This is a genomic window from Burkholderia sp. BCC1977 (genome assembly GCF_905339595.1).
Classification (GTDB): Bacteria; Pseudomonadota; Gammaproteobacteria; order Burkholderiales; family Burkholderiaceae; genus Burkholderia.
Window position 1 is genome coordinate 23,672 of the sequence record NZ_CAJPGQ010000022.1, and the last position, 21,501, is coordinate 45,172.

Consider the following 21,501-nt stretch of genomic DNA (forward strand, 5'->3'; position numbering starts at 1 on the left):
AATGCGGCGCGTCGGCGCGTTCAATTCAACCATTCACTTTCCATGGCCGCCGTGACGCCTACCCCCATCCAGTCCATCCTGATCGCGAACCGCTCGGAAATCTCGATTCGCGTGATGCGTGCCGCCGCCGAACTGAACATGCGTACGGTGGCGGTGTATTCGAAGGAAGACCGCCTCGCGCTGCATCGCTTCAAGGCAGACGAAAGCTATCTGATCGGCGAAGGCAGGAAGCCGCTCGCCGCGTATCTCGACATCGACGACATCCTGCGCGTCGCGCGGCAGGCAAAGGTCGACGCGATTCACCCCGGTTACGGCTTCCTGTCCGAGAACCCGGATTTCGCGCAAGCCGTGATCGACGCGGGCATCCGCTGGATCGGCCCGTCGCCGGACGTGATGCGCACGCTCGGCAACAAGGTGGCCGCGCGCAACGCGGCGATCGCGGCCGGCGTGCCCGTGATGCCCGCGACCGCGCCGCTGCCGGACGATCTCGACGCGTGCCGGGCGCTGGCCGCGGAAGTCGGCTATCCGCTGATGCTGAAGGCGAGCTGGGGCGGCGGCGGACGCGGGATGCGCGTGCTGGAAAACGCTCAGGACCTCGAAACCTTGCTGCCCGTCGCGCGCCGCGAGGCACTGGCCGCGTTCGGCAACGACGAGGTGTATGTCGAGAAGCTCGTGCGCAATGCGCGGCACGTCGAGGTGCAGGTGCTCGGCGACCTGCACGGCACGGTCGTGCATCTGCACGAGCGCGACTGCACGGTGCAGCGGCGCAACCAGAAGGTCGTCGAACGCGCACCGGCGCCGTACCTCGATCACGACGGCCGGCAGGCGCTGTGCGAATCCGCGCTGCGCCTGATGCGCGCCGTCGGCTATACGCACGCGGGTACCGTCGAATTCCTGATGGATGCCGACACCGGCCAGTTCTACTTCATCGAGGTGAACCCGCGCATCCAGGTCGAGCACACGGTGACCGAGATGATCACCGGGATCGACATCGTGAAGGCGCAGATCCGCATCACGGAAGGCGGCCGGATCGGCCTGGCCGAGGACGCGACGGACGGCGACGGCGCGCTCGTCGCGCGCGCGGCCGGCGTGCCGGCGCAGCAGGCGATTCCGTTGAACGGCCACGCGCTGCAATGCCGGATCACGACCGAGGATCCGGAGAACGACTTCCTGCCCGACTACGGGCGGCTCACGGCCTATCGCAGCGCGGCGGGCTTCGGCGTGCGCCTCGACGCCGGCACCGCCTATGGCGGCGCGGTGATCACGCCGTACTACGACTCGCTGCTGGTCAAGGTGACGACCTGGGCGCCGACGGCCGCCGAATCGATCCACCGGATGGATCGCGCGCTGCGCGAGTTCCGGATTCGCGGTGTCACGTCGAACCTGCAGTTCCTCGAGAACGTGATCAATCACCCGGCGTTCATCGCGGGCGACGTGACGACGCGCTTCATCGACAGGACGCCGGAGCTGCTCGCATTCGCGAAGCGCGGCGACCGTGCGACGAAGCTGCTGCGCTATCTCGGCGAGCTGAACGTGAACGGCAACGCCGAGATGAACGGCCGCACGCTGCCGGCGCTGCCGTTGTCGAAACCCGTGCTGCCGAAGGTCGACACGGCGGTGGCGATCCCGGCCGGCACACGCGATCGCTTGCGCGAGCTGGGCCCCGAGCAGTTCGCGAACTGGATGCTCGACCGCAAGGAAGTGCTGCTGACCGACACGACGATGCGCGACGCGCACCAGTCGCTGTTCGCGACGCGCATGCGCACGGCCGACATGCTGCCGATCGCGCCGTTCTACGCGCGCGAGCTGTCGCAGCTGTTCTCGCTCGAATGCTGGGGCGGCGCGACCTTCGACGTCGCGCTGCGCTTCCTGAAGGAAGACCCGTGGGAGCGGCTCGCGCTGCTGCGCGAACGCGTGCCGAACATCCTGTTCCAGATGCTGCTGCGCGGTTCGAACGCGGTCGGCTATACGAACTATGCGGACAACGTCGTGCGCTTCTTCGTGCAGCAGGCCGCGAGTGCGGGCGTCGACGTGTTCCGCGTGTTCGATTCGCTGAACTGGGTGCGCAACATGCGCGTGGCGATCGATGCGGTCGGCGAGAGCGGGATGCTGTGCGAAGGCGCGATCTGCTATACCGGCGACCTGTTCGACACGTCGCGCGCGAAGTACGACCTCAAGTATTACGTCGGCATCGCGCGCGAGCTGCAGCGGGCCGGCGTGCACGTGCTCGGCATCAAGGACATGGCCGGCATCTGCCGCCCGCAGGCGGTCGCGACGCTCGTGAAGGCGCTCAAGGAAGAAACCGGGCTGCCCGTGCATTTCCATACGCACGACACGAGCGGCATCGCCGCGGCATCGGTGCTGGCGGCGGTCGATGCGGGCTGCGATGCGGTGGACGGTGCGCTCGACGCGATGAGCGGGCTCACGTCGCAGCCGAACCTGTCGAGCATCGCGGCCGCACTGGCCGGCAGCGAACGCGATCCGGGGCTGGATCAGGACCGCCTGCACGAAGCGTCGATGTACTGGGAAGGCGTGCGCCGCTATTACGCGCCGTTCGAATCGGAGATCCGCGCGGGCACGGCCGACGTCTACCGCCACGAGATGCCCGGCGGCCAGTACACGAACCTGCGCGAGCAGGCGCGCTCGCTCGGCATCGATCATCGCTGGACCGAGGTGTCGCGCGCCTATGCGGACGTCAACCGCCTGTTCGGCGACATCGTGAAGGTCACGCCGACGTCGAAGGTGGTCGGCGACATGGCGTTGATGATGGTCGCGAACGATCTTGCCGTGGACGACGTGCGCAACCCGGACAAGGACATCGCGTTCCCGGAGTCGGTCGTGTCGCTGTTCAAGGGCGAGCTGGGCTTTCCGCCCGATGGTTTCCCGGCGGACCTGTCGCGCAAGGTGCTCAAGAGTGAGCCGCCGGCGCCGTATCGCCCGGGCGACCAGATTCCGCCGGTCGACCTCGACGCGGTCCGCAAGCAGGCCGAGGCCGGCTGCGAGCAGCCGCTCGACGATCGCCAGCTCGCGTCCTACCTGATGTATCCGAAGCAGACGGTCGACTACTACGCGCACGTTCGCGCGTACAGCGACACGTCGGTCGTGCCGACGCCGGCATTCCTGTACGGACTGCAGCCGCAGGAGGAAGTGGCGATCGACATCGAGCCGGGCAAGACGCTGCTCGTGTCGCTGCAGGGGCAGCATGCCGATGCGCAGGACGGCATCGTGAAGGTGTTGTTCGAGCTGAACGGCCAGTCGCGTTCCGCGCTGGTCGAGCAGAAGACGGTCGTGCAGGCGGGCAAGGAACGTCATGGCCTGCAGCGCGCCGATCCGGGCAATCCGCTGCACATCGCTGCGCCGATGCCGGGCTCGGTGGTCACGGTGGCCGTGCAGCCGGGGCAGCGCGTGACGGCCGGCACGACGCTCGTCGCGCTCGAGGCGATGAAGATGGAAACGCACATCGCGACGGAGCGCGACTGCGAGATCGCGGCTGTGCATGTGAAGCCCGGCGAGCGGGTCGCGGCGAAGGATCTGCTGATCGAGTTGAAAGACCCGGCGCAGTAAGGGTTGCCGCGATCGGTCGGTTGCGCTGACCGGGCAGGGAACCGCAACCGGCACGCCGCGCGTCCGGGTCGCGTGCCGAACGGTTCACCGCCCGCTGCCCGCACGTCGTGACGCGCCGACGTGCCGACGTGCCGACGTTCCGGCAGCCGGCCGGCCGCCCGGTCAGTACGCCGCGTCGCTGCCGCCCTGGTCGGTGACGATCGCCACCCCCGAGCTCGTGCCGAGCCGCGTCGCGCCGGCCTCGAGCATCGCGAGCGCGGTCGCGCGGTCGCGCACGCCGCCCGATGCCTTCACGCCGAGCGCGGGGCCCACGGTGCGGCGCATCAGCGCGACGTCCGCGAGCGTCGCGCCGCCGTGACCGAAGCCGGTCGACGTCTTCACGAACGCGACGCCGAGGTCGCGGCACATCTCGCACACGCGCACCTTCTCGTCGTCGGTCAGCAAGCCCGTTTCGAGGATCACCTTGAGCGGCACCGTGCCGCACGCGCGGTGCACGGCGTCGATGTCGGCCTGCACGTCGTCGGCGCGGCCGCTCTTCAGCGCGCCGAGGTTGATCACCATGTCGATCTCGCGCGCGCCGGCCGCGATCGCGGCCGACGCCTCGAACGCCTTCGCGGCGGACAGGCCCGCCCCGAGCGGGAAGCCGACCACCGCACAGACGAGCACGCCGGTGTCGGCCAGCTCGCGCGCGGCGAGCGGCACGTTCGCCGAATTCACGCAGACCGAGTAAAAGCGATGCTCGGCCGCCTGGCGGCAGAGTGTGCTGATCTGCGCGTCGCTCGCGTCGGGTGCGAGCAGCGTGTGATCGATGGTTTGGGCGAGTTGGGCGTTGGAAAGCGGCATGTGTCAGGACTCCACGGATCGTGTGCCGGGCGGGCACACGGAAAGTTGATGTTTTCACATCGGTTTGTTACAAATACGACATTCCGGCCGGGCCCGCGCGCCCGGCACGACGAGCGACGCGTGGGACGGGTAAGCAGGATACAGGCATGGAAACCAGGAAGGGCGAACGGATCAAGACGCTGATGAACGTGCTGCAAGGGCAGAACGCGATTCATCTGAGGGAAGTCGCCGAACTGTTCGGCGTGTCGGAAATGACGATTCGCCGCGACCTCGCGGACAACCCGCACGGCCTCAGCCTGATCGGCGGCTACGTGACGCGCCATTTCGCCGCGCAGCGCAGCGACATCGGCGAATACCTGATCAGCGCCGAGAACAATCGGCAGACCGAGGAGAAGCGCCGCATCGGCAAGCTCGCCGCGCAGTTCGTGAAGACGGGCGACACGATCTTCGTCGACTGCGGCTCGACCACGCCGTTCATCGTCGACTTCATTCCGGACGACCTCGAATTCACCGCCGTCTGCAATTCGCTGAACGTGTTCGCGAAGCTGCAGCAAAAGCCGCATTGCAGCGTGATCCTGTGCGGCGGCGTGTATCACCGCAAGAACATGGTGTTCGAGTCGGTGGCCGAGACGGGCATCCTCGACACGGTGCGCGTGTCGAAGGCATTCATCTCGGCGGCCGGCGTCAGCGACCGCTGCGGCGTCACGTGCTTCAACTTCCACGAAGTCGATGCGAAGAAGAAGATGATGGCGCGTGCGCAGAACCGCTTCCTGCTCGTCGATCACACGAAGTTCGACGAAGTGCGCGCCGCGTACTTCGCCGAGCTGACCGACTTCAACTACGTGATTTCCGACGGGCAGTTGAGCCGCCGGTACGAAACGACGATCCGCGATCACGGGATCGCGCTGGTGACCTGACGCAACGCGGCGGCTCGCGGTGTCATGCATCGCGTGCGTCCGTCGCGCTCGCGTAGCCGGTGACGACTTCGGCTCCCGGCGTGTCGCGCGCCTCGACGTAGCGCGCCGCTGCATCGGGCGTCGCCGCCGGCAGGTGGCGCAGGCAGTAGAAGCCGTAATGGACGATCACGACGAAGCGCGCGAGCGGCACGACGAACGCGAGCTGCATGTTGCCGCCGGTGTGATCGGAGATCAGCCCCTGGATCAGCGGCACGACCGCGCCGCCGACGATGCTCATCACGAGGATCGAGCCGCCGTATTCGGTGTCCTGGCCGAGGCCGTCGATCGTGAGGCCGTAGATCGTCGGCCAGCACGGGCCGAGGAACACGCTCACGCACACCGCCGCATGGACGGCCGTGATGTTGTGCACGCCGATCGCATAGGCGAGCAGCGCGATGCACAGCACGCCGTACGCGATCAGCACCTTGGCGGGGCCGACGCGCTTCATCACGAGCGTCGCGATCAGCTTGCCGACGAAGAACGCGAAGAACGTCGCGAGCAGGTAGTGCGAGGCGCCGCGCTCGTCGAGGCCGCCGATCTGCATCGCGAGCCGGATCGTGAAGCTCCACACGCCGACCTGCGCGCCCACGTACAGGAACTGCGCGACGACGCCCGCGACGAAACGCCGGTTGCCGAACAGGCGCGCGAGCGTGCCGCGCGCGTCGATCCGGTGCGTGACCGCGTTCGACCCGGTGCCCTTGCAGGCCGGATACGGCGTCAGCGCGAACACGACGAACACGGCCGCGAGCACGACGACCAGCCACTTGTACGGCTCGAGCGTCGCCTGGATCATCGCGAGCTGGTGCTGGTGCGCATCGGCCGCGGACATCGCCGCGAGCTGCGCGTGCGACGCGTCGCCTTCCTTGAAGATCAGGAAGCTGCCCATGTAGACGCCGGCCATCGCGCCGAACGGATAGAACGTCTGCGAGATGTTCAGGCGGCGCGTGCTGGTGTCACGTGGGCCCATCAGCGTCGAATACGAGTTCGACGCCGTCTCGAGGAACGACAGCCCTGCGGCGATCACGAACAGCGCGACCAGGAACATCCCGTACTTCGCCATCGACGCGGCCGGGAAGAACAGCAGGCAGCCGGTCGTGTAGAGCAGCAGGCCGACGAGAATCGTCGTCTTGTAGCTGAACTGCTTCACGACGGTCGCGGCGGGAATCGCGAGGAAGAAGTAGCCGAGATAGAACGCGGACTGCACGAACGCCGATTCGAAATCGGACAGGAAGAACGACTTCCTGAACTGCGCGATCAGCACGTCGTTCAGGTTCGCCGCCGTGCCCCACAGCGCGAACAGGCAGCACAGCAGCGTGAACGCGAAGAGGGGCGTGCGGTTCAGGTAGTAGCCGTCGGGTGCGTGTTCGATCCTGGCGCGGCGCATGGGTGTCTCCTTCCCGGGTTGTCTCGTCGATGGACGGCGCGGCTCAGCGGCCGGCGTCGCGGAGAAAGCGTGCGAACGTCGCGGCGTCGGCGTACGACTTCTGCGTGCCGAGGCCCGTGACCGAATGCGCGGCGTATGCCGACGCGTAGCGCATCGCGTCGATCGGATCGCGCGACGCCGCATAGCAGCGCGCGAAGCAGCCGATGTACGCGTCGCCGGCGCCCGTCGTGTCGCGCGCGTCGACCTGCACGCCCGGCACGTGCCGGGCGCCGTCGCCCGACACGAGCAGCGAGCCGTCGCTGCCGAGCGTGACGAGCACGTGTTTCAGCCCGCGTGCGACCAGCGATTCGGCGGCGCGGGTCGCGCTGTCGCGCGAATCGACCGGCATGCCCGACACGATCGCGAGCTCGGTTTCGTTCGGCACGAAGAATTCGACGGAGCGGATCCGCTCGAAGTCGAGGTCGGCGACCGCGGGCGCGGGGTTCAGCAGCACCGGGATGCCGTGCCGCGCGCCGAATGCGATCGCGTGATAGACGGTGTCGAGTTCGATCTCGAGCTGCAGCACGATCAGCGCGCATTCGACGAGTTTCGACGCGGCCGCGTCGATGTCGGCCGGCCGCAGGTGACGGTTCGCGCCCTTGACGATCAGGATGCTGTTGCTCGAATCGGGCTCGACGAAGATCGGCGCGACGCCGCTCGGCACGCCGGCGATCTTGCGCACGTGCGTGATGTCGATGCCTTCGCGCTCGAAGTTGCGGATCGTGTTGTCGGCGAACAGGTCGTCGCCGATCTTCGTGACCATCACGACGCGCGCACCCAGGCGCGCGGCCGCGACGGCCTGGTTCGCGCCCTTGCCGCCGCAGCCGAGCTCGAAGTTCGGCGCCTCGAGCGTTTCGCCCCGGGCGGGCATGCGCGCCACGTAGGTCACGAGGTCGACCATGTTGCTGCCGATGACGGCGATCGTCTCCATCTGCGTTTCTTCCTTGGAATGGGGTGGGCCGCGCGCGCGATCGGCGGCGGCCGCAACGAGTGATAATAAAATCACAATGAATGTGAGAATGCAATCGTATGATGTTAGGTGAGTCACTATGTGGAATGGCTCGGGCTGCCGGTTGGCCGCCTTGGCGAGTGGAAGCGTCGAGCGGCAGTCGATCGAGATCGTCGCGTCGCGCTTCACGCCGACCGACGCCGTTCGATTCCGACCGCGCGACTGGAGAGACGCAGCCGGCGCTGCAGTTCCATGCGTCCAGCGGGTTGAACCGCAGTGCCGCGGGCAAGGGGGACGTTTTACCGGCAGACCGACGCATTCGTGCTCGAAGCCGAGCACAGTCCCGATTCGCCGGACCATCCGTCGTTCCCGACGACCGGCTCGCGCCGGGACTGACGCTGCATGAGGCGACGGTGTGGAGATAGGGCGCGTTGAGGGGGTACGTTGAGGGGGCGGTCGCCTGGAGCACGCATGTCGCGCGGATAGCGCCCTGCCGCGGGCACCCCGTCCGGGGTGGCGGGCGACAGTCGCTAGACGTTGATGACGCCGCGCCCGAGCTCCACCACACGACCGCCGACGCTGATTTCACCATTCGAGCTGACCGACAACCGAAGCAGGCAAGGCCGGCCGACGGCTTCGCCCTGTTCGACCTGAAACGCGGCGGGCAGCGGGTGCTTGGCCGCGAGCAGCCAGCCGCCGAGATTCGCACAGGCCGACCCGGTGCCCGGGTCTTCGAAAATGCCGCCGCCCGGTTTCGTAAAGAAATAGCGGGAGACCACCTTCCCGGGGCGCTCCGCGTCGAACGCGAACACGTAGGCGGTCTTGCGGCCGAGGCTGCTGGTCGGCCAGATATCGAGGCAGGCGCTGTCGGGCCGGGCGCGGCGCACGGCCGCCGGGTTCTTGACGGCGACCAGCAGTTGATCGGCACCGGTATCGACCCAGCGCGGCGGCGCGAGCAAATCGTCCTTCGTCAGTCCCAGCATGGCGGCCGTTTCGGCATCGGACAATGCGCAGGGTGCCGTTTTCGGCATGCCGGCGTGCGGCGCGGTGAACGACCACGCGTCGTCGGCGGCCTTGACGTCGACCACGCCGGCCTTGAATTCGAGCGAGAGATCGTTGGCGGCATTCAGCCGGTCGCGCACGACATGCGCGGTGCCGAGCGTCGGATGGCCCGCGAACGCCATTTCATGACCGGGCGTGAAGATGCGCACGCGTGCATGTGCACGCGCCGACGGCAGCACGAAGGTCGTTTCCGACAGGTTGAACTGCACGGCCAGTGCCTGCATGGTCGCGTCGTCCATGCCGCGCGCGTCCTCGAACACGCAGAGCGGGTTGCCGCCGAGCGTGGATTCGGCGAATACGTTGAGCAGGCGGAACGCGTACTGTGTCATCGGGATCTCGCGTGGCTGGGGCTTGCCGGTCGGGTCGCGCGAGCATCGACGGCTTGTCGGGCTGCTTCGGCGCGATCCTGAATTCTGCCGGACGCAGTGCGCCGATCAACAGACGGTCGCTCGAAATTTCATTTTTCCGGGGAAAGGCAACTGCTGGCGCGGGATTCCCTGCCGTGCTGCGCGACAGCGCCCGAGGCCACGCGTCCCGGTTGCGCGCGATGTCCGGTCAGCGTCCGGCGCGCGCTGCCCGCAGCCTGGCCGCCTTGCGCCGCGCCGGAATCCAGGTCGCTGCAAACAACGCGAGCAGGAACCAGCCGAGTGCAACGTCGCCCGCGAGATGGATGTGCTCGCCCGGCATCACCACGCCCTGAACGAGCATCAGGCCGAAATGCGCCGCGTTCGCGGCGACCGTGAAGTCGAGAAACAGCGTGTGCTCGAACGGATCGTTGGCGGCCTTCCACAGGAAGCCCCCCCACACGACGTAGATGACCGAAATCATCAATTCGTAGTGTTCGGCGCCGCCCTGCACGCTTCCCCAGCGGACGAGACGCAATACCAGCAGACCGACGGGATTGCCCGCGATCCGGTGGTCGATGCCAAGCAGGATCGTGACGATCGCCGCGCCGAAGAACAGCAGGAACGACGCACCGAGCACGCGCGTGATCAGCGAGAGCCACGACGAGGCTGGCGGCCAGTCACGCCGAAGTGTCGAGGTCGAAGACATGGTGTGCACCGTTCATGTGAGATTGGACGCCCGGGCGTTTCGACGGGAGGCCGCGGCGCTCGCGATCGCGAAAGGCGCCGTGGCGGGCGATTGCGCCGCGTTCAGTTCGGTTGCGCCGTCACCGGATGCAACGGAATGCGCCGCGGTGCGGCATTGGTCGCATGTCGCGCGTTGCTGGCGTCGATGTTCGCGAGCAGTTGGTCGAGCGTCGCGAAGTGCCTGCGATTGTCGTGATCCCAGGGATGGAAGCGGGGCTTGAAGTAGGCAAGCGTTCGCGGCGTCAGATTCACGACACCCTTCACGAAGAATCTCAGGAATGCCAACTTGCCGGTGACCTTGCCGTACATGCGTCGGTGTGCATTCATGAGCACCATGTGGAAATAAAAGTTCGTTCCCCAGAACACCGCGCTCGTCAGCACCATCGAGCCGACACGCAGCAGATAGCGCATCGGCCCCGGCTTCATCACTGCGTTCCATACGTCGAATGCGACCGCCTTGTGCTCCGTTTCCTCGATCGAGTGCCAGAGCCACATGTTCGCGTATGCGTCGGCCGAGTCGTGGAAGTGTTCAAAGTTGCTGAGCAGCATGTCGGTCATGATCGCCGTGTAGTGCTCGAATGCGATCGTCTGCGCGAGCCGGAGCGGCGGCGGCAACACTTTCTGCATCAGGCCGGTGAATTTCCAGAAGCCCCGGTCGAGCCGATGGGCGGGATAGCCGGCTGCTTCGGCGACGTCGTTGAATTCGACGTGCTCGCGACTGTGCATCGCCTCCTGCCCGATGAAGCCCTGGACATGCTTCAGGAGTTCCGGATCCTGAATGCGATCCCGGTAATGGCGAACCGAATCGATGAAAAAGCGCTCGCCTGCCGGGAACATCAGCGACAGCGCGTTGAAATAATGCGTGTTGGCCACGCCGTTCACGTGCCAATCGCCGATGCGATCGGGTGGGAGGGCGAAGCGTACGTCGCGGCGGACAATAGCAGACATCGGGTCTCTCCATTTCTTGCGAATCGGTCGCGCGCATCAAATTGACGCATCGCGGGCGGACATCGGACACGGTACGAACGGCCCGGTCTGGTTCCGGTTGCCGAACCTCCGTGGCCTTTAAATAACGATCGTTATGCGCAGAACGCTACGCCGCCATCAAGACGGTGTCAACTGAAACATTGTGCAATGTATAGATTGGGGCGCGCGATCGCTCGATCGCGGGCCTGCGTGCTTGCCCGCGGCAGGCGCAACGGGCTCGGCCGAGCGACCGCGCGTCGGGCGGGCGACGGCGGCCATGCATCGCGCGCAGCCGGTTGATGCCGGCTGCGATGCTGTCGGTCGGATATTTCGGTCTGGAGCGCTGAGGTCGCCCTCAGGCATCGGGCCGGCCGGCGACCATGCCGGCGCCCATCGTTACTTCTTCGGCACGTCGCCGTCGAACGATTGCATCGTATAGGCGAGCACCGAGCGCAATACCTCGCCGCGGCGCTCGGGCGTCGCCATCGCGCGCGCGACGAGCACCGCGCCGATCGCAGCGCATCCGAGCGTCCATGCCGCGTCATCGTCGTGCAACGCGTTCGCGAGCGACGCCTGAAAGCGTGTGATCAGGTCTTCGAACATCTGGCGGGTTGCGACGTCGGCGCGCGCGATTTCCGCGCCGAGCGCGGGCACCGGGCAGCCGAGTTCCGGATGATCGGCGTGCTGGGGACTCAGATAGCTGCGCAACGCGGCGACGAGGTCGTCTTTCGAGCGGTTCTCGACCGTTGCGAGTACTTTCGACATCTCGTGCTCGACGATCGCGTGCAGGAATTCCGGCTTCGAGCGGAATTGCGAATAGAACGCGCCCGTCGTCACGCCGGCCGCCGCGGTGAGCGCGTCCATGCCGGTGTTCGCGAAGCCGCTCCGCTTGGCGAGCGCGGCGCCCGCCTCGATGAGGCGCGCTCGGCTCGCCTCCTTGTGTGTCGGTGAGTAACGCATGTCCGTTTCCGTTTGGAGGCGTTGTTCGATTGACGCCAACGATTGCATAGAATAGCGTACGTTATGGTAACGATCGTTATTTCATAGTCGTTCTTTCCTGTTCCCGGCGAATGCGCTGTCAGATGGAGTGTGCGATGGCTGTCGAGAAAACCGCCTGTATCTTGTGCTCACGCAATTGCGGCCTGGTTGTCGATGTCGTGGACGGCAAGTTCGCGAAAATCCGCGGCGACGACGATCATCCGGTTTCGAAAGGCTATCTGTGCCAGAAGGCCGCGCGCCTCGCGTACTACCAGCATCATGACGACCGCCTGACGCATCCGTTGCGTCGCGAGCCCGACGGCAGCTTCGTGCGTGTGACCTGGGACGAGGCGCTCGACGACATCGCGCGGCGCCTCGTCGCGTTGCGCGAGCGGCACGGCGGCGACGCGTTCGCGTTCGTTGGCGGCGGCGGCCAGGGCAATCACCTCGGCGGCGCATACAGCCGGCAGTTGCTCGCGGCGATGCGAAGCCGTTATGCGTACAACTCGCTCGGCCAGGAGAAGACCGGCGACTTCTGGCTCAACGGTCGGCTCTTCGGTCGTCAGGACTGCCATACAACGGAGGATATCGAGCATGCGGACTACGTGCTCATCATCGGTGCGAATCCGTACCAGGCGCACGGCATTCCGAACGCGCGCGACACGCTGCGCGATCTGAAGAAGCATCCGGACCGCACGCTGGTCGTGGTCGATCCGCGTCGCTCGGAGACGGCGCAGCAAGCCGATCTCCATCTGCAGGTGCGCCCCGGCACGGACGCGTATCTGATGAGTGCGATGCTCGCGATCATCCTGCGCGACGGGCTCATCGACCGCGCGTTCGTCGCGCGGCACTGCACGGGCTTCGAGTTTGTCGAGCGCGCGCTGCGCGACGTGCCGATCGCCGAGTACGCCCGCCGGGCGGACGTGCCGCTCGAGGACATCGAGCGTGTCGCGCGCGGGTTCGCGACCGCACGCGCCGCCTGCCTGCGCATCGATCTCGGCATCCAGCACACGCTGCACACGACGCTGAACGGCTATCTCGAGAAGCTGCTGTTTTTGCTGACCGGCAACTTCGGCAAGCGCGGGGGCAACAACCTGCATTCGTTTCTGCTGCCCGTCATCGGTCATACCGACGAGCGCGTGACCCGGAACGGCAAGTCGCTCAAACGGACGGCGCATCACGGCATGTTCCCGATCGCCGGCATCTACCCGCCGAACATCCTGCCCGACGAAATCGAGCTCGCGGGGGAGCGCCGCGTGCGCGCGGTATTCGTCGATAGCGCGAATCCGGTTGTCACGTACGCCGATTCGAACGCGTACGAGCGCGCGTTCGGAAAGCTCGAGTTGCTGGTCGTGATCGACGTCGCGATGACCGAGACCGCGCGCCTCGCGCATTACGTGCTGCCGGCCGCGTCGCAATTCGAGAAGTGGGAGGCGACGGGCTTCAACCTCGAGTTTCCGGCAAACGCGTTTCATCTGCGACATCCGCTGCTGAAGCCGCTTGGCGAATCGCTTCCGGAGCCCGAAATCTACACGCGGCTGCTGGAGAAGATGGGCGAGCTGCCGCGCCGTTTTCCCATCCTCGAGCGCATCGCACGGCTCGAGCCGCGCGCGTCGAAACATCTCGCCTACATGGGGGCGCTTGGGATCGTGCTCATGGCGAACAGGAAATGGCAGCGTCACGCGGCGTCGATCGTTTATCGAACGCTCGGCCGCACGCTACCGAACGGAGCAGCGGCGACCGCGCCGCTCCTGGCGCTCACGATGCTGTATGCCCAACGGCACCGTGCCGCCGTGCGCCGCGCGGGATTGCACGGCAATCGGGCGACGCTCGGCACCGCGCTCTTTCGCGCGATTCTCGAGCGTCGCTCGGGGACGGTGATGAGCATTCACGCGTTCGACGAAATGTGGCACTTCATCCGCCATCCGGACGGCCGTGTGCATCTGCACATTCCGGAAATGATCGACGAATTGCGTGCGCTCGGGACGGAAACGCCGCCCGGCGCCGATTATCCGTTCGTGCTGATGGCGGGCGAGCGGCGCGCCTACAACGCGAACCAGATCTATCGCGATCCGTCGTGGCGCAAGGTCGATCCACACGGCTCGCTGCGGATTCATCCCGACGATGCGTCGGCGCTCGGCGTCGCGGACGGCGGCAGGCTCCAGTGTGTGTCCGCGACGGGCAGTATCGAAGTCGTCGCCGAGATCGACGACAGCGTGCGGCGCGGGATGGTCACATTGCCGCACGGGTATGGCATGCGCTACAAGGGCGGGCCGCCGGTCGGCCCCGATCTCAATCGCCTGACGTCCGGGGCGCATTGCGATCCGTTGTCGCGCACGCCCTATCACAAGTACGTACCCGTGCATTTGCGCGTCGTCGACACGCCGGTCGCCGCGCCGGCAACCAGCGAGGTGAGCACGGCTTGAACTCGCGGAGCCTGCTTGAGGCAGAGGTTCGAACATGCTGGATCGGTGATGGCTTGCGGCTCGATCATTTTCGTCGTCGGTGCTGTTGACGTGTTCATCGGCGCGTAGGCAAGGATTTGTCGCATGGAAACGGGGGCGAATGTGGGGCTGCGAAGCCTACGATCAGACGCAGCTCAAGTTGCAGGGCGACATGTCGGGCGTGAAGATCGGATGACGCGGTTTGGGGTAGGTACCCAAACCTGCATTACGTCGCTTGCCGGTCACGCGACTGGCGAGGCGTCCGGTCCATTTGCAGTCCGACTTCGCCGGCGTTGGCAGCAGTCCGGTTACTTTGTCGTTGACGACTGATTTGTCGGTCAGCATCGTTTTTCGGCCCATCGTGTCGCTCGTCGAGAGGCACTGGACCGGGCTGGATGGCGTTAGAGGAAATCGAACGGATTGTTGATGCAAGTTTCTGATGAGTTGGCGGATACTGGGGTTTTGATGGATATTCCCGGACATTGATCTGGCAGAAGACATGGAATCCCACGGCAGCGACCTGAAAACCGGGGGCGGACTTGCGAAGCTTCATGCGGACGCCGCCTCGCCGCAAAGCGTGCTGGAAACGATCGCGCGCGCCGTGGAAGGTCTGCTGATTCCTGCCGATACGCCCTGGTCCGCGGCGCAGCGCTACCTCGCGGACAACGACCGGCAGTGGAAATTCTCCGCTGTCCTGGTCGCGATCGTGGCGCGGCCCGAGCCCACGATCCTGCTGACCAAGCGATCGTCGGGGCTCAGCGAATACTCGTCGCACGTGAGTTTCCCCGGCGGCCGTCCGGCGGAGTCGGACACCAGCATCGGTGCGACCGCGCTGCGCGAGGCGTTCGAGGAAATCGGCCTCGAGCCCGACACGGTCCGGGTGATCGGGAGCCTGCCGATTCATAAAACCAGAAAGCGCAATCACGCCATTTTCCCCGTGATCGGCTTCGTGCCGCAAACGGCCGCATGGGAAGCCGCACCGGCTGAAGTCGAGGAGATTTTCGAGTTTCCGTTCTCGGCGCTGCTGAATCCCGATCTGCCGCGGCAATACAGCGACGGCGAACGCACCGGCGCGTGGTACTGGGCGGATCAGGCGCAGGACATCTGGGGCGTGACCGCGGTCATCCTGAAATCGCTGGCGGGTCTGGTGCGAGATGCAGCGCGCGGCGAGCGTGCACGTCTCGAGTAGGGGCTTCAGCGGGCCTCGGGCCTCGGGCCTCGGGCCTCGGGCCCGCAAGAGTGCGCGTGCCGCTCGTGGTTCGCCGCTCAGTGCGACGACACGAACACCGCATCTTCGAACGCCGCCGGAATCGCGAACTGCGCGCGCATGCGCTTCGTCTCCTGCGCGGGCGTCAGCCCGAACAGCCGCTTGAATTCCCGGCTGAACTGCGACGGGCTCGTATAACCGACCGCATGGCAGGCCGCCTCCGCCGTCAGGTCCCGGCGCACCATCAACAGGCGCGCCTGATGCAGCCGCGTCGACTTCAGGTACTGCATCGGCGACACCTGCGTGATCGCCTTGAAGTGGCTATGGAAGCTCGGCACGCTCATGCCGGCTTCCCCGGCCAGGTGTGCCACGTCGAGCGATTGCGCGTAGTCGGCGTGGATCAGGCGCAGCGCACGGCCGATCCGGCCGAACTGTCCGCGCATCGCCAGCGCATTCCTCATCGCGCCGCCCTGCGCGCCGGTGAGCACGCGGAAATACAGTTCACGCAGCAACCCGGGGCCGAGCACGGCCGCTTCAAGCGGCCGGTGCATCGCCTCGACGAAACGCAGCACGGTCGCCTGCATCGCGTCGTCCATCGGCGTCGACATCATGCTTCTCGGCGCCTGCATGGGTTCGGCGCTTCCTTCGCGATCGATCTGCGCGGCCAGTTCGGCGGCCATCGGGAAATCGAGGTGCAGATACAGCGCGAGCAGCGGGTGCTCTGCTGTTGCGTCGGTTTCCATGCTGAACGGCACGGGCACCGATACGGCCAGATAGTGCTCCGCGTCGTACAGATAGCGTTCGCCGCCGAAATAGCCCCGCTTGCGGCCCTGGCACACGATCACGATACCCGGGTCGTACAGCACCGGCGTGCGCGACAGCGCCCGGTTCGAGCGCAGGATGCGCACGCTCGGCAGCGCGGTCAGGTTGTAGCCTTCGTCCGGCGCCAACGCGTGCAGCAATGCGATCAGGCGTTGGCCGCCGCGCGCGGGCAGCGACGGCGATCGGGCGGAAGAGGGTGCGGCGCTCATAGTTTTGTGCAAGAAAATAAGCGGAATCGGGCTTAATCGGCGTAGATCGTCAGACTAGCATGCATGCTTCGATCGACATTCGGGAGAAGCGCACATGGCATTCGGCAACCTCATGCTCATCACCGGCGTCAGCAGCGGCTTCGGCCGCGCGCTCGCACAAGCGGCGCTGGCCGCGGGTCATACGGTGGTCGGCACCGTGAGAAGCGAAGCGGCACAGCGGGCGTTCGAAGCGCTGTCCCCGCATGCGGCCATCGGGCGCGTGCTCGACGTGACCGACTTCGAGCGCATCGACGCCGTTGTCGCGGAGATCGAGGCGCGTGTCGGGCCGGTCGACGTGCTGGTGAACAACGCCGGCTACGGGCACGAAGGCATCATGGAGGAGTCGCCACTGGCGGAGATGCGCCGACAGTTCGACGTGAACGTATTCGGCGCCGTCGCGATGATGAAGGCCGTCGTGCCGTTCATGCGCGAACGCCGGCGCGGCCGCATTCTGAACATCACGTCGATGGGCGGCCACATCACGATGCCGGGCATTGCCTATTACTGCGGCAGCAAGTTCGCGCTGGAAGGGATTTCCGACACGCTCGGCAAGGAGCTCGCGCCGTTCGGGATCGCGGTGACCGCCGTGGCGCCGGGCTCGTTCCGCACCGACTGGGCCGGCCGCTCGATGACGCGAACGCCGCGCTCGATCGCCGATTACGACGCGCTCTTCGGTCCGATCCGCCAGGCGCGCGAGGAGAAAAGCGGCCGGCAACCGGGCGATCCCGCGAAGGCCGCGCGCGCGATGCTTGCGGTCATCGCAGCGGACCATCCGCCGGCCCACCTGTTGCTCGGCGGCGATGCACTTCGGCTCGTGCGCGCCAAATGGTCTGCGCTGGAAGACGACTTGCGCGCGTGGGAGGCGGTGACCGTGTCGACCGACGGTTGACGCACGGGGGGGCGTGTGTGGTGCAGCCTACGGTTAGTTGCGTTGAGCGGTCACGCCTCGGGACGCGAGCAAACCGCTTCGAGGTTGTGCCCGTCCGGTCCGATGACGAACGCGGCATAGTAGTTCGCGTGATACTGCGGGCGCAGGCCGGGTGCGCCGTTGTCCTGGCCGCCCGCCGCCAGCGCCGCGCGGTGGAACGCATCGACTTGCGCGCGCGTGTCGGCCGCGAATGCGAGGTGAAGCCGGGCCGGTTTCTCGTCGGTCTGGAACAGGCACAGCGTCGGCTTGCCGGGCGCGCCGAGTTCGACGCCGTAGGTCGGCACCCCTTCTCCGAGTATCACGACGCCGAGCGGTTCGAGTGCGTCGAGAAAGAACGCCTTGCTCGCTGCATAGTCGCTGACGCCGAATTTGACGTGGTCGAACATGAGGGTTCCTGAAGTGGATTGGGCTGCACGACGGATCCGACGCGATATTGCCATAGGTCGAGATCGCCCGCGGGCCCCGGTTGAGGCCGGCATGTCATCGGCGTCATGACACGTTCGCGGTTTTCCGCTACAACGGGAACGTGCCGCATCGATGGGCGCGGTGTGCCGCCGCGCCGCAGTCCGTCACCGACACCCGCCCGGGTCGCCGGCCGGCACGTGATGTTCACCTACCCCAAAGGAGCCTGCAGCCATGCCGATCATCACCACGAAGGACAACGTCGAGATCTTCTACAAGGACTGGGGCCCGAAGGATGCACAGCCGATCATGTTTCACCATGGCTGGCCGCTGTCTTCCGACGACTGGGATGCGCAGATGCTGTTCTTCGTTCAGAAGGGCTATCGCGTGGTCGCGCACGATCGCCGCGGCCACGGCCGGTCGGCGCAGGTTTCCGACGGCCATGACATGGATCACTACGCGGCGGACGCGTTCGCGGTGGCCGAAGCGCTCGACCTGCGCAACGCGGTTCATATCGGTCACTCGACCGGCGGCGGCGAAGTCGCGCGCTACGTGGCCCGCCACGGCGAGCCGGCCGGCCGCGTCGCGAAGGCGGTGCTGGTCAGCGCGGTGCCGCCGCTGATGCTGAAGACGGACGCGAACCCGGAAGGCCTGCCGCTCGACGTCTTCGACGGCTTCCGCCAGGCGCTTGCCGACAATCGCGCGCAGTTCTTCCTGGACGTGCCGTCCGGCCCGTTCTACGGCTTCAACCGGCCCGGCGCGACGGTCCACCAGGGCGTGATCCGGAACTGGTGGCGCCAGGGGATGGAAGGCAGCGCAAAGGCGCACTACGACGGCATCAAGGCGTTCTCGGAAACGGACCAGACCGAAGATCTGCGGTCGATCTCGGTGCCGACGCTCGTGCTGCACGGCGAAGACGACCAGATCGTGCCGATTGCGGACTCGGCGCTGAAGTCGGTCAAGCTGCTGAAGAACGGCACGCTGAAGACGTATCCGGGCTATTCGCACGGCATGCTGACGGTCAACGCCGATGTGCTGAACGCCGACCTGCTGGCCTTCGTCCAGTCGTAACGCTGTCGGCGCAAGCCCGCTTTCGCGGGCTGCGCCGCGCCGGCCGGTCACACCGCGCCGGCCTCATCCCGCTTTGACGGCGGGTTTGACCGGTGACGCGGCACGATGCCGCCGGCGCGGCACCGCGACGTCGCCACGACGCAGCGCAGCGTCCCGCTCGCCACCGTCGAATCCCCCCCTTCCATGCACCGCAGGATTGCAGCCGCCGCCCGCCGCGGCCGGCGCGGTCATCCGCATCCGCGCATCGCCGGCTCATGCGCGTGCCGATACCCGATACCCGATACCCGGCGAAATGCATGTCCACTCACTGTGGACGCAACCCCACCTTGATTCCGGATCGGTTGAATTAAGATGCAGCCGGCACTTCGGGGTGTCCGGCGATGGGCGACACAGACAGGATGCAAGCCGTCGTCCGTGCCGGAAGCAAAGGCCGTCCGCGCGATCGAACCGGGCGAGGCTCGACGAAAGCGCGGCATTCCATATCGATTGAATGGCACTGCTTATCAATATGCGCGGCAGGGTTGACCTGCTGCTCGGGCAAGCACATGCCGTCAATCCAGAACAAGAGGATTGTGATGAAACCCGTTACCTGGACGGTCATGGCCGTCGTTCTCGCGTTGACCGCATGCGGCGGCGACGACGTCTCGACAAAGAGCGGTGCGTCGCAGTCGACGCCGACGAATCCAGGATCGCCTTCCGGGCCGTCGTCGCCCGGCGGCGGCTCGAACGGCGGGCCGACGGGCGGGGGGCCGTCGCAGCCGCAAGCCGGCTGGTCGACGGCCGTCGCGGTGGACGGCAAGGGACCGGAAGGCGACCCCAGCGTGACCATCGACGCGAGCGGCAATGCGCTCGCCACCTGGATGACCGTCGACCCGGCCAGTCCGTACGGCAACGAAATGTGGGGCGCGCGTTATGTCCCCGGCGCGGGCTGGGAAAGCGCGACGCGGCTCGACACGAGCGACGGGTCGCATTCGATGAACGGGCTGACCGGCGTTCAGCCGCAACTGGTCGGCAACGCGAGCGGCCAGGCGGTCGCGTTCTGGACCGAATGGATGCCGGGCCCCAACACGTACGCATTGTGGGCCCGCCCGTACAGCCCGGGCGCCGGCTGGGGCACGGCGTTCGAGCTGGCGCCGGACATGGCCGGTTCGTCCTATACGGCCGGGATCGACAGCCAGGGCAACGCGCTCGTCGCCTGGACGCAGTCGATCAGCCTGCTCGATACGCGCATCGCGTGGACGCGTTATACGCAAGCGGGACAGTGGTCGCCGACGGCGCTGATCCAGATGCCGGTGCAGACCGGGCCGGGTGCGGTGACCGGCGATACCGACAACGTGAGGCCGATGATGTCGGTCCTGGCGTCCGGCCGCGCGGTGCTCGCATGGCGGCAGACCAACCATACGCAGTCGGCGCTGTGGACGGCCACGTACGACGCGACCAACGGCTGGACCGACGTCAACCAGGCCGTCTCGAACACGAGCCTGTTTACGACGATCATCTCGCCCGCGGCCGGCATGGACGCGAAGGGCAACATCACGCTGGTGTGGGGGCAGCTCGACGTGACCGGCGGGCATCTCGAGACGACCACGATGGCGCAACGCTTCGTCGCCGGCACCGGGTGGCAGCCGGCCGTGCCGGTGGCGCCGGCGATCACGGAGCCGACCGGCTTCATCGCGACGCCGATGCTGACCGTCAACGACAACGGCATTGCGGCCGTGATGTGGGCGGAAGGCGGCGCGGTGCTGCAGGCGAGCGTGTCCGATGCGAGCGGAAACTGGGGGCCGCTGCAGCGGCTGACGGAACACCTGAACGGGGCGGCCGCCCAGTACCCGCCGCTGGTGATCGACGCGGCGGGCAATGTGACGGCTGCATGGCAGGACACGGGCCTGCCGGGCGCGTCGGCCGTCATCGCGGCCAGCTACCGGAACGGTGCGTGGGGGGCGTCGACGGTGGCGGCACAGAGCGCGTCGTGGCCGGCGCTGGCCGTCAACGCGACGGGGGCGATGGCGCTCGTCTGGCAGTCGTATGTCGCGAGTATCGGCAGCCAGCTGCAGTCCAGTTTCTATACGCCGGGCACGTGATCGCGTTGCGCGGGAAACCGAGGGGAGAAGTGATGAAGAAGACCTTGCATTGCACCGTAAGGACCGCGCTGGCGGCCGCGGCCGCCGGCCTCGTGTTGTCCGCGTGCGGCACGACGCAGATGAACATGACCGACGTGCAGACGTCGACGGCGAAGACGATCGGCCTCGCGTCGTCCGACGAGATCACCATCGCCAACGTGCAGTACGGGAAGAAGGACGGGCTCGGCGGCCAGAAGGTGAGTTATGACGCGACGACGGGCAAGGGGCGGCGGTTCACCTGCACCGTGTTCATGATTCCCGGCCTCACGCCGATCGATCGGCCGACGTACAACGACTGGGAATGCCATCCGCGTCGCTGATGGCCGCGCGGAAGGCAGCGCGGCCCGCCGCCGCGCCGTCGATCGACGGCGCGGCGGGCGCCTCGATGAACCCACTGTCCGGCGCCGCATTTTGGTCCGATAATCGA

18 protein-coding genes and 1 pseudogene are annotated in these 21,501 nt (G+C 66.7%); 9 read left to right on the plus strand and 10 right to left on the minus strand.

Annotated elements, in window-relative coordinates; all coding sequences use genetic code 11:
- Nucleotides 1–42: 42 nt before the first annotated feature.
- On the plus strand, nucleotides 43–3,564 hold the full coding sequence (locus U5771_RS19090; protein ID WP_322025415.1) for a pyruvate carboxylase: 3,522 nt from the start codon (nucleotides 43–45) through the stop codon (nucleotides 3,562–3,564).
- 162 nt (nucleotides 3,565–3,726) lie between these two features.
- Here U5771_RS19090 and deoC read toward each other — a convergent pair whose 3' ends face one another.
- Nucleotides 3,727–4,407, minus strand: coding sequence for a deoxyribose-phosphate aldolase (gene deoC, locus U5771_RS19095; protein WP_322025416.1), 681 nt, complete (start codon nucleotides 4,405–4,407; stop codon nucleotides 3,727–3,729).
- 146 nt (nucleotides 4,408–4,553) lie between these two features.
- On the opposite strand from deoC, the gene deoR reads away from it, so the two are divergent.
- Entirely contained in the window at nucleotides 4,554–5,324 is a 771-nt protein-coding gene (gene deoR, locus U5771_RS19100; RefSeq protein WP_322025417.1) for a DNA-binding transcriptional repressor DeoR, read from the plus strand.
- A 22-nt stretch (nucleotides 5,325–5,346) separates the two neighbouring features.
- Here deoR and fucP read toward each other — a convergent pair whose 3' ends face one another.
- Nucleotides 5,347–6,747, minus strand: a complete 1,401-nt coding sequence (gene fucP / locus U5771_RS19105; protein WP_322025418.1) for an L-fucose:H+ symporter permease — start codon at nucleotides 6,745–6,747, stop codon at nucleotides 5,347–5,349.
- A gap of 43 nt (nucleotides 6,748–6,790) precedes the next feature.
- Nucleotides 6,791–7,717 carry a ribokinase gene (gene rbsK / locus U5771_RS19110; RefSeq protein ID WP_322025419.1) on the minus strand — a complete coding sequence of 309 codons (927 nt, stop codon included), beginning with the start codon at nucleotides 7,715–7,717 and terminating at the stop codon, nucleotides 6,791–6,793.
- Between the two features lie 112 nt (nucleotides 7,718–7,829).
- Here rbsK and U5771_RS19115 point away from each other — a divergent pair.
- Nucleotides 7,830–8,160, plus strand: a pseudogene (locus U5771_RS19115) (hypothetical protein); the annotation flags it as partial.
- Nucleotides 8,161–8,265: 105 nt separating this feature from the next.
- On the opposite strand, the gene U5771_RS19120 reads toward U5771_RS19115, so the two are convergent.
- The 4 genes from U5771_RS19120 to U5771_RS19135 form a co-directional block, all read right to left on the minus strand.
- Nucleotides 8,266–9,126, minus strand: coding sequence for a PhzF family phenazine biosynthesis protein (locus U5771_RS19120; RefSeq protein ID WP_322025420.1), 861 nt, complete (start codon nucleotides 9,124–9,126; stop codon nucleotides 8,266–8,268).
- A gap of 226 nt (nucleotides 9,127–9,352) precedes the next feature.
- Nucleotides 9,353–9,850 (minus strand): DUF6632 domain-containing protein, encoded by a 498-nt coding sequence (locus U5771_RS19125; RefSeq protein ID WP_322025421.1) that lies wholly within the window; start codon nucleotides 9,848–9,850, stop codon nucleotides 9,353–9,355.
- Nucleotides 9,851–9,951: 101 nt separating this feature from the next.
- A complete protein-coding gene (locus tag U5771_RS19130; protein ID WP_322025422.1) occupies nucleotides 9,952–10,836 on the minus strand; it encodes a metal-dependent hydrolase in 885 nt (294 codons plus the stop codon).
- A gap of 414 nt (nucleotides 10,837–11,250) precedes the next feature.
- A complete protein-coding gene (locus U5771_RS19135; RefSeq protein WP_322025423.1) occupies nucleotides 11,251–11,814 on the minus strand; it encodes a TetR/AcrR family transcriptional regulator in 564 nt (187 codons plus the stop codon).
- A 110-nt stretch (nucleotides 11,815–11,924) separates the two neighbouring features.
- Here U5771_RS19135 and U5771_RS19140 point away from each other — a divergent pair, with 110 nt between their 5' ends.
- Nucleotides 11,925–14,258, plus strand: coding sequence for a molybdopterin oxidoreductase family protein (locus U5771_RS19140; RefSeq protein ID WP_322025424.1), 2,334 nt, complete (start codon nucleotides 11,925–11,927; stop codon nucleotides 14,256–14,258).
- 162 nt (nucleotides 14,259–14,420) lie between these two features.
- On the opposite strand, the gene U5771_RS19145 is transcribed toward U5771_RS19140, so the two are convergent.
- Nucleotides 14,421–14,621 carry a hypothetical protein gene (locus U5771_RS19145; RefSeq protein ID WP_322025425.1) on the minus strand — a complete coding sequence of 67 codons (201 nt, stop codon included), beginning with the start codon at nucleotides 14,619–14,621 and terminating at the stop codon, nucleotides 14,421–14,423.
- A 154-nt stretch (nucleotides 14,622–14,775) separates the two neighbouring features.
- On the opposite strand from U5771_RS19145, the gene U5771_RS19150 reads away from it, so the two are divergent.
- Nucleotides 14,776–15,465 (plus strand): CoA pyrophosphatase, encoded by a 690-nt coding sequence (locus U5771_RS19150; RefSeq protein WP_322025426.1) that lies wholly within the window; start codon nucleotides 14,776–14,778, stop codon nucleotides 15,463–15,465.
- A 77-nt stretch (nucleotides 15,466–15,542) separates the two neighbouring features.
- Here the strand turns inward: U5771_RS19150 and U5771_RS19155 are convergent, their stop codons facing one another.
- Complete coding sequence (locus tag U5771_RS19155) at nucleotides 15,543–16,514, minus strand: AraC family transcriptional regulator (protein WP_322025427.1); 972 nt, start codon at nucleotides 16,512–16,514, stop codon at nucleotides 15,543–15,545.
- A 94-nt stretch (nucleotides 16,515–16,608) separates the two neighbouring features.
- On the opposite strand from U5771_RS19155, the gene U5771_RS19160 reads away from it, so the two are divergent.
- Nucleotides 16,609–17,442, plus strand: coding sequence for an oxidoreductase (locus U5771_RS19160; protein ID WP_322025428.1), 834 nt, complete (start codon nucleotides 16,609–16,611; stop codon nucleotides 17,440–17,442).
- A gap of 50 nt (nucleotides 17,443–17,492) precedes the next feature.
- On the opposite strand, the gene U5771_RS19165 is transcribed toward U5771_RS19160, so the two are convergent.
- A complete protein-coding gene (locus U5771_RS19165; protein ID WP_322025429.1) occupies nucleotides 17,493–17,867 on the minus strand; it encodes a VOC family protein in 375 nt (124 codons plus the stop codon).
- Between the two features lie 250 nt (nucleotides 17,868–18,117).
- Here U5771_RS19165 and U5771_RS19170 point away from each other — a divergent pair, with 250 nt between their 5' ends.
- From U5771_RS19170 to U5771_RS19180, 3 genes are all read left to right on the plus strand, one after another.
- Nucleotides 18,118–18,954 (plus strand): alpha/beta hydrolase, encoded by an 837-nt coding sequence (locus tag U5771_RS19170; RefSeq protein ID WP_322025430.1) that lies wholly within the window; start codon nucleotides 18,118–18,120, stop codon nucleotides 18,952–18,954.
- 575 nt (nucleotides 18,955–19,529) lie between these two features.
- On the plus strand, nucleotides 19,530–21,035 hold the full coding sequence (locus U5771_RS19175) for a hypothetical protein (protein ID WP_322025431.1): 1,506 nt from the start codon (nucleotides 19,530–19,532) through the stop codon (nucleotides 21,033–21,035).
- A 32-nt stretch (nucleotides 21,036–21,067) separates the two neighbouring features.
- Nucleotides 21,068–21,394, plus strand: a complete 327-nt coding sequence (locus tag U5771_RS19180; protein ID WP_322025432.1) for a hypothetical protein — start codon at nucleotides 21,068–21,070, stop codon at nucleotides 21,392–21,394.
- The last annotated feature ends 107 nt before the right edge of the window (nucleotides 21,395–21,501 follow it).

Coding starts and splice junctions, on each gene's coding strand:
- U5771_RS19180 (WP_322025432.1), top strand. CDS start 21,068: ATGAAGAAGACCTTGCATTGCACCGTAAGGACCGCGCTGGCGGCCGCG.
- U5771_RS19130 (WP_322025422.1), bottom strand. CDS start 10,836: ATGTCTGCTATTGTCCGCCGCGACGTACGCTTCGCCCTCCCACCCGAT.
- U5771_RS19170 (WP_322025430.1), top strand. CDS start 18,118: ATGCCGATCATCACCACGAAGGACAACGTCGAGATCTTCTACAAGGAC.
- rbsK (WP_322025419.1), bottom strand. CDS start 7,717: ATGGAGACGATCGCCGTCATCGGCAGCAACATGGTCGACCTCGTGACC.
- U5771_RS19135 (WP_322025423.1), bottom strand. CDS start 11,814: ATGCGTTACTCACCGACACACAAGGAGGCGAGCCGAGCGCGCCTCATC.
- U5771_RS19125 (WP_322025421.1), bottom strand. CDS start 9,850: ATGTCTTCGACCTCGACACTTCGGCGTGACTGGCCGCCAGCCTCGTCG.
- U5771_RS19120 (WP_322025420.1), bottom strand. CDS start 9,126: ATGACACAGTACGCGTTCCGCCTGCTCAACGTATTCGCCGAATCCACG.
- U5771_RS19090 (WP_322025415.1), top strand. CDS start 43: ATGGCCGCCGTGACGCCTACCCCCATCCAGTCCATCCTGATCGCGAAC.
- U5771_RS19175 (WP_322025431.1), top strand. CDS start 19,530: ATGAAACCCGTTACCTGGACGGTCATGGCCGTCGTTCTCGCGTTGACC.
- deoC (WP_322025416.1), bottom strand. CDS start 4,407: ATGCCGCTTTCCAACGCCCAACTCGCCCAAACCATCGATCACACGCTG.
- deoR (WP_322025417.1), top strand. CDS start 4,554: ATGGAAACCAGGAAGGGCGAACGGATCAAGACGCTGATGAACGTGCTG.
- U5771_RS19165 (WP_322025429.1), bottom strand. CDS start 17,867: ATGTTCGACCACGTCAAATTCGGCGTCAGCGACTATGCAGCGAGCAAG.
- U5771_RS19140 (WP_322025424.1), top strand. CDS start 11,925: ATGCGCTGTCAGATGGAGTGTGCGATGGCTGTCGAGAAAACCGCCTGT.
- U5771_RS19155 (WP_322025427.1), bottom strand. CDS start 16,514: ATGAGCGCCGCACCCTCTTCCGCCCGATCGCCGTCGCTGCCCGCGCGC.
- U5771_RS19160 (WP_322025428.1), top strand. CDS start 16,609: ATGGCATTCGGCAACCTCATGCTCATCACCGGCGTCAGCAGCGGCTTC.
- U5771_RS19150 (WP_322025426.1), top strand. CDS start 14,776: ATGGAATCCCACGGCAGCGACCTGAAAACCGGGGGCGGACTTGCGAAG.
- fucP (WP_322025418.1), bottom strand. CDS start 6,747: ATGCGCCGCGCCAGGATCGAACACGCACCCGACGGCTACTACCTGAAC.
- U5771_RS19145 (WP_322025425.1), bottom strand. CDS start 14,621: ATGCTGACCGACAAATCAGTCGTCAACGACAAAGTAACCGGACTGCTG.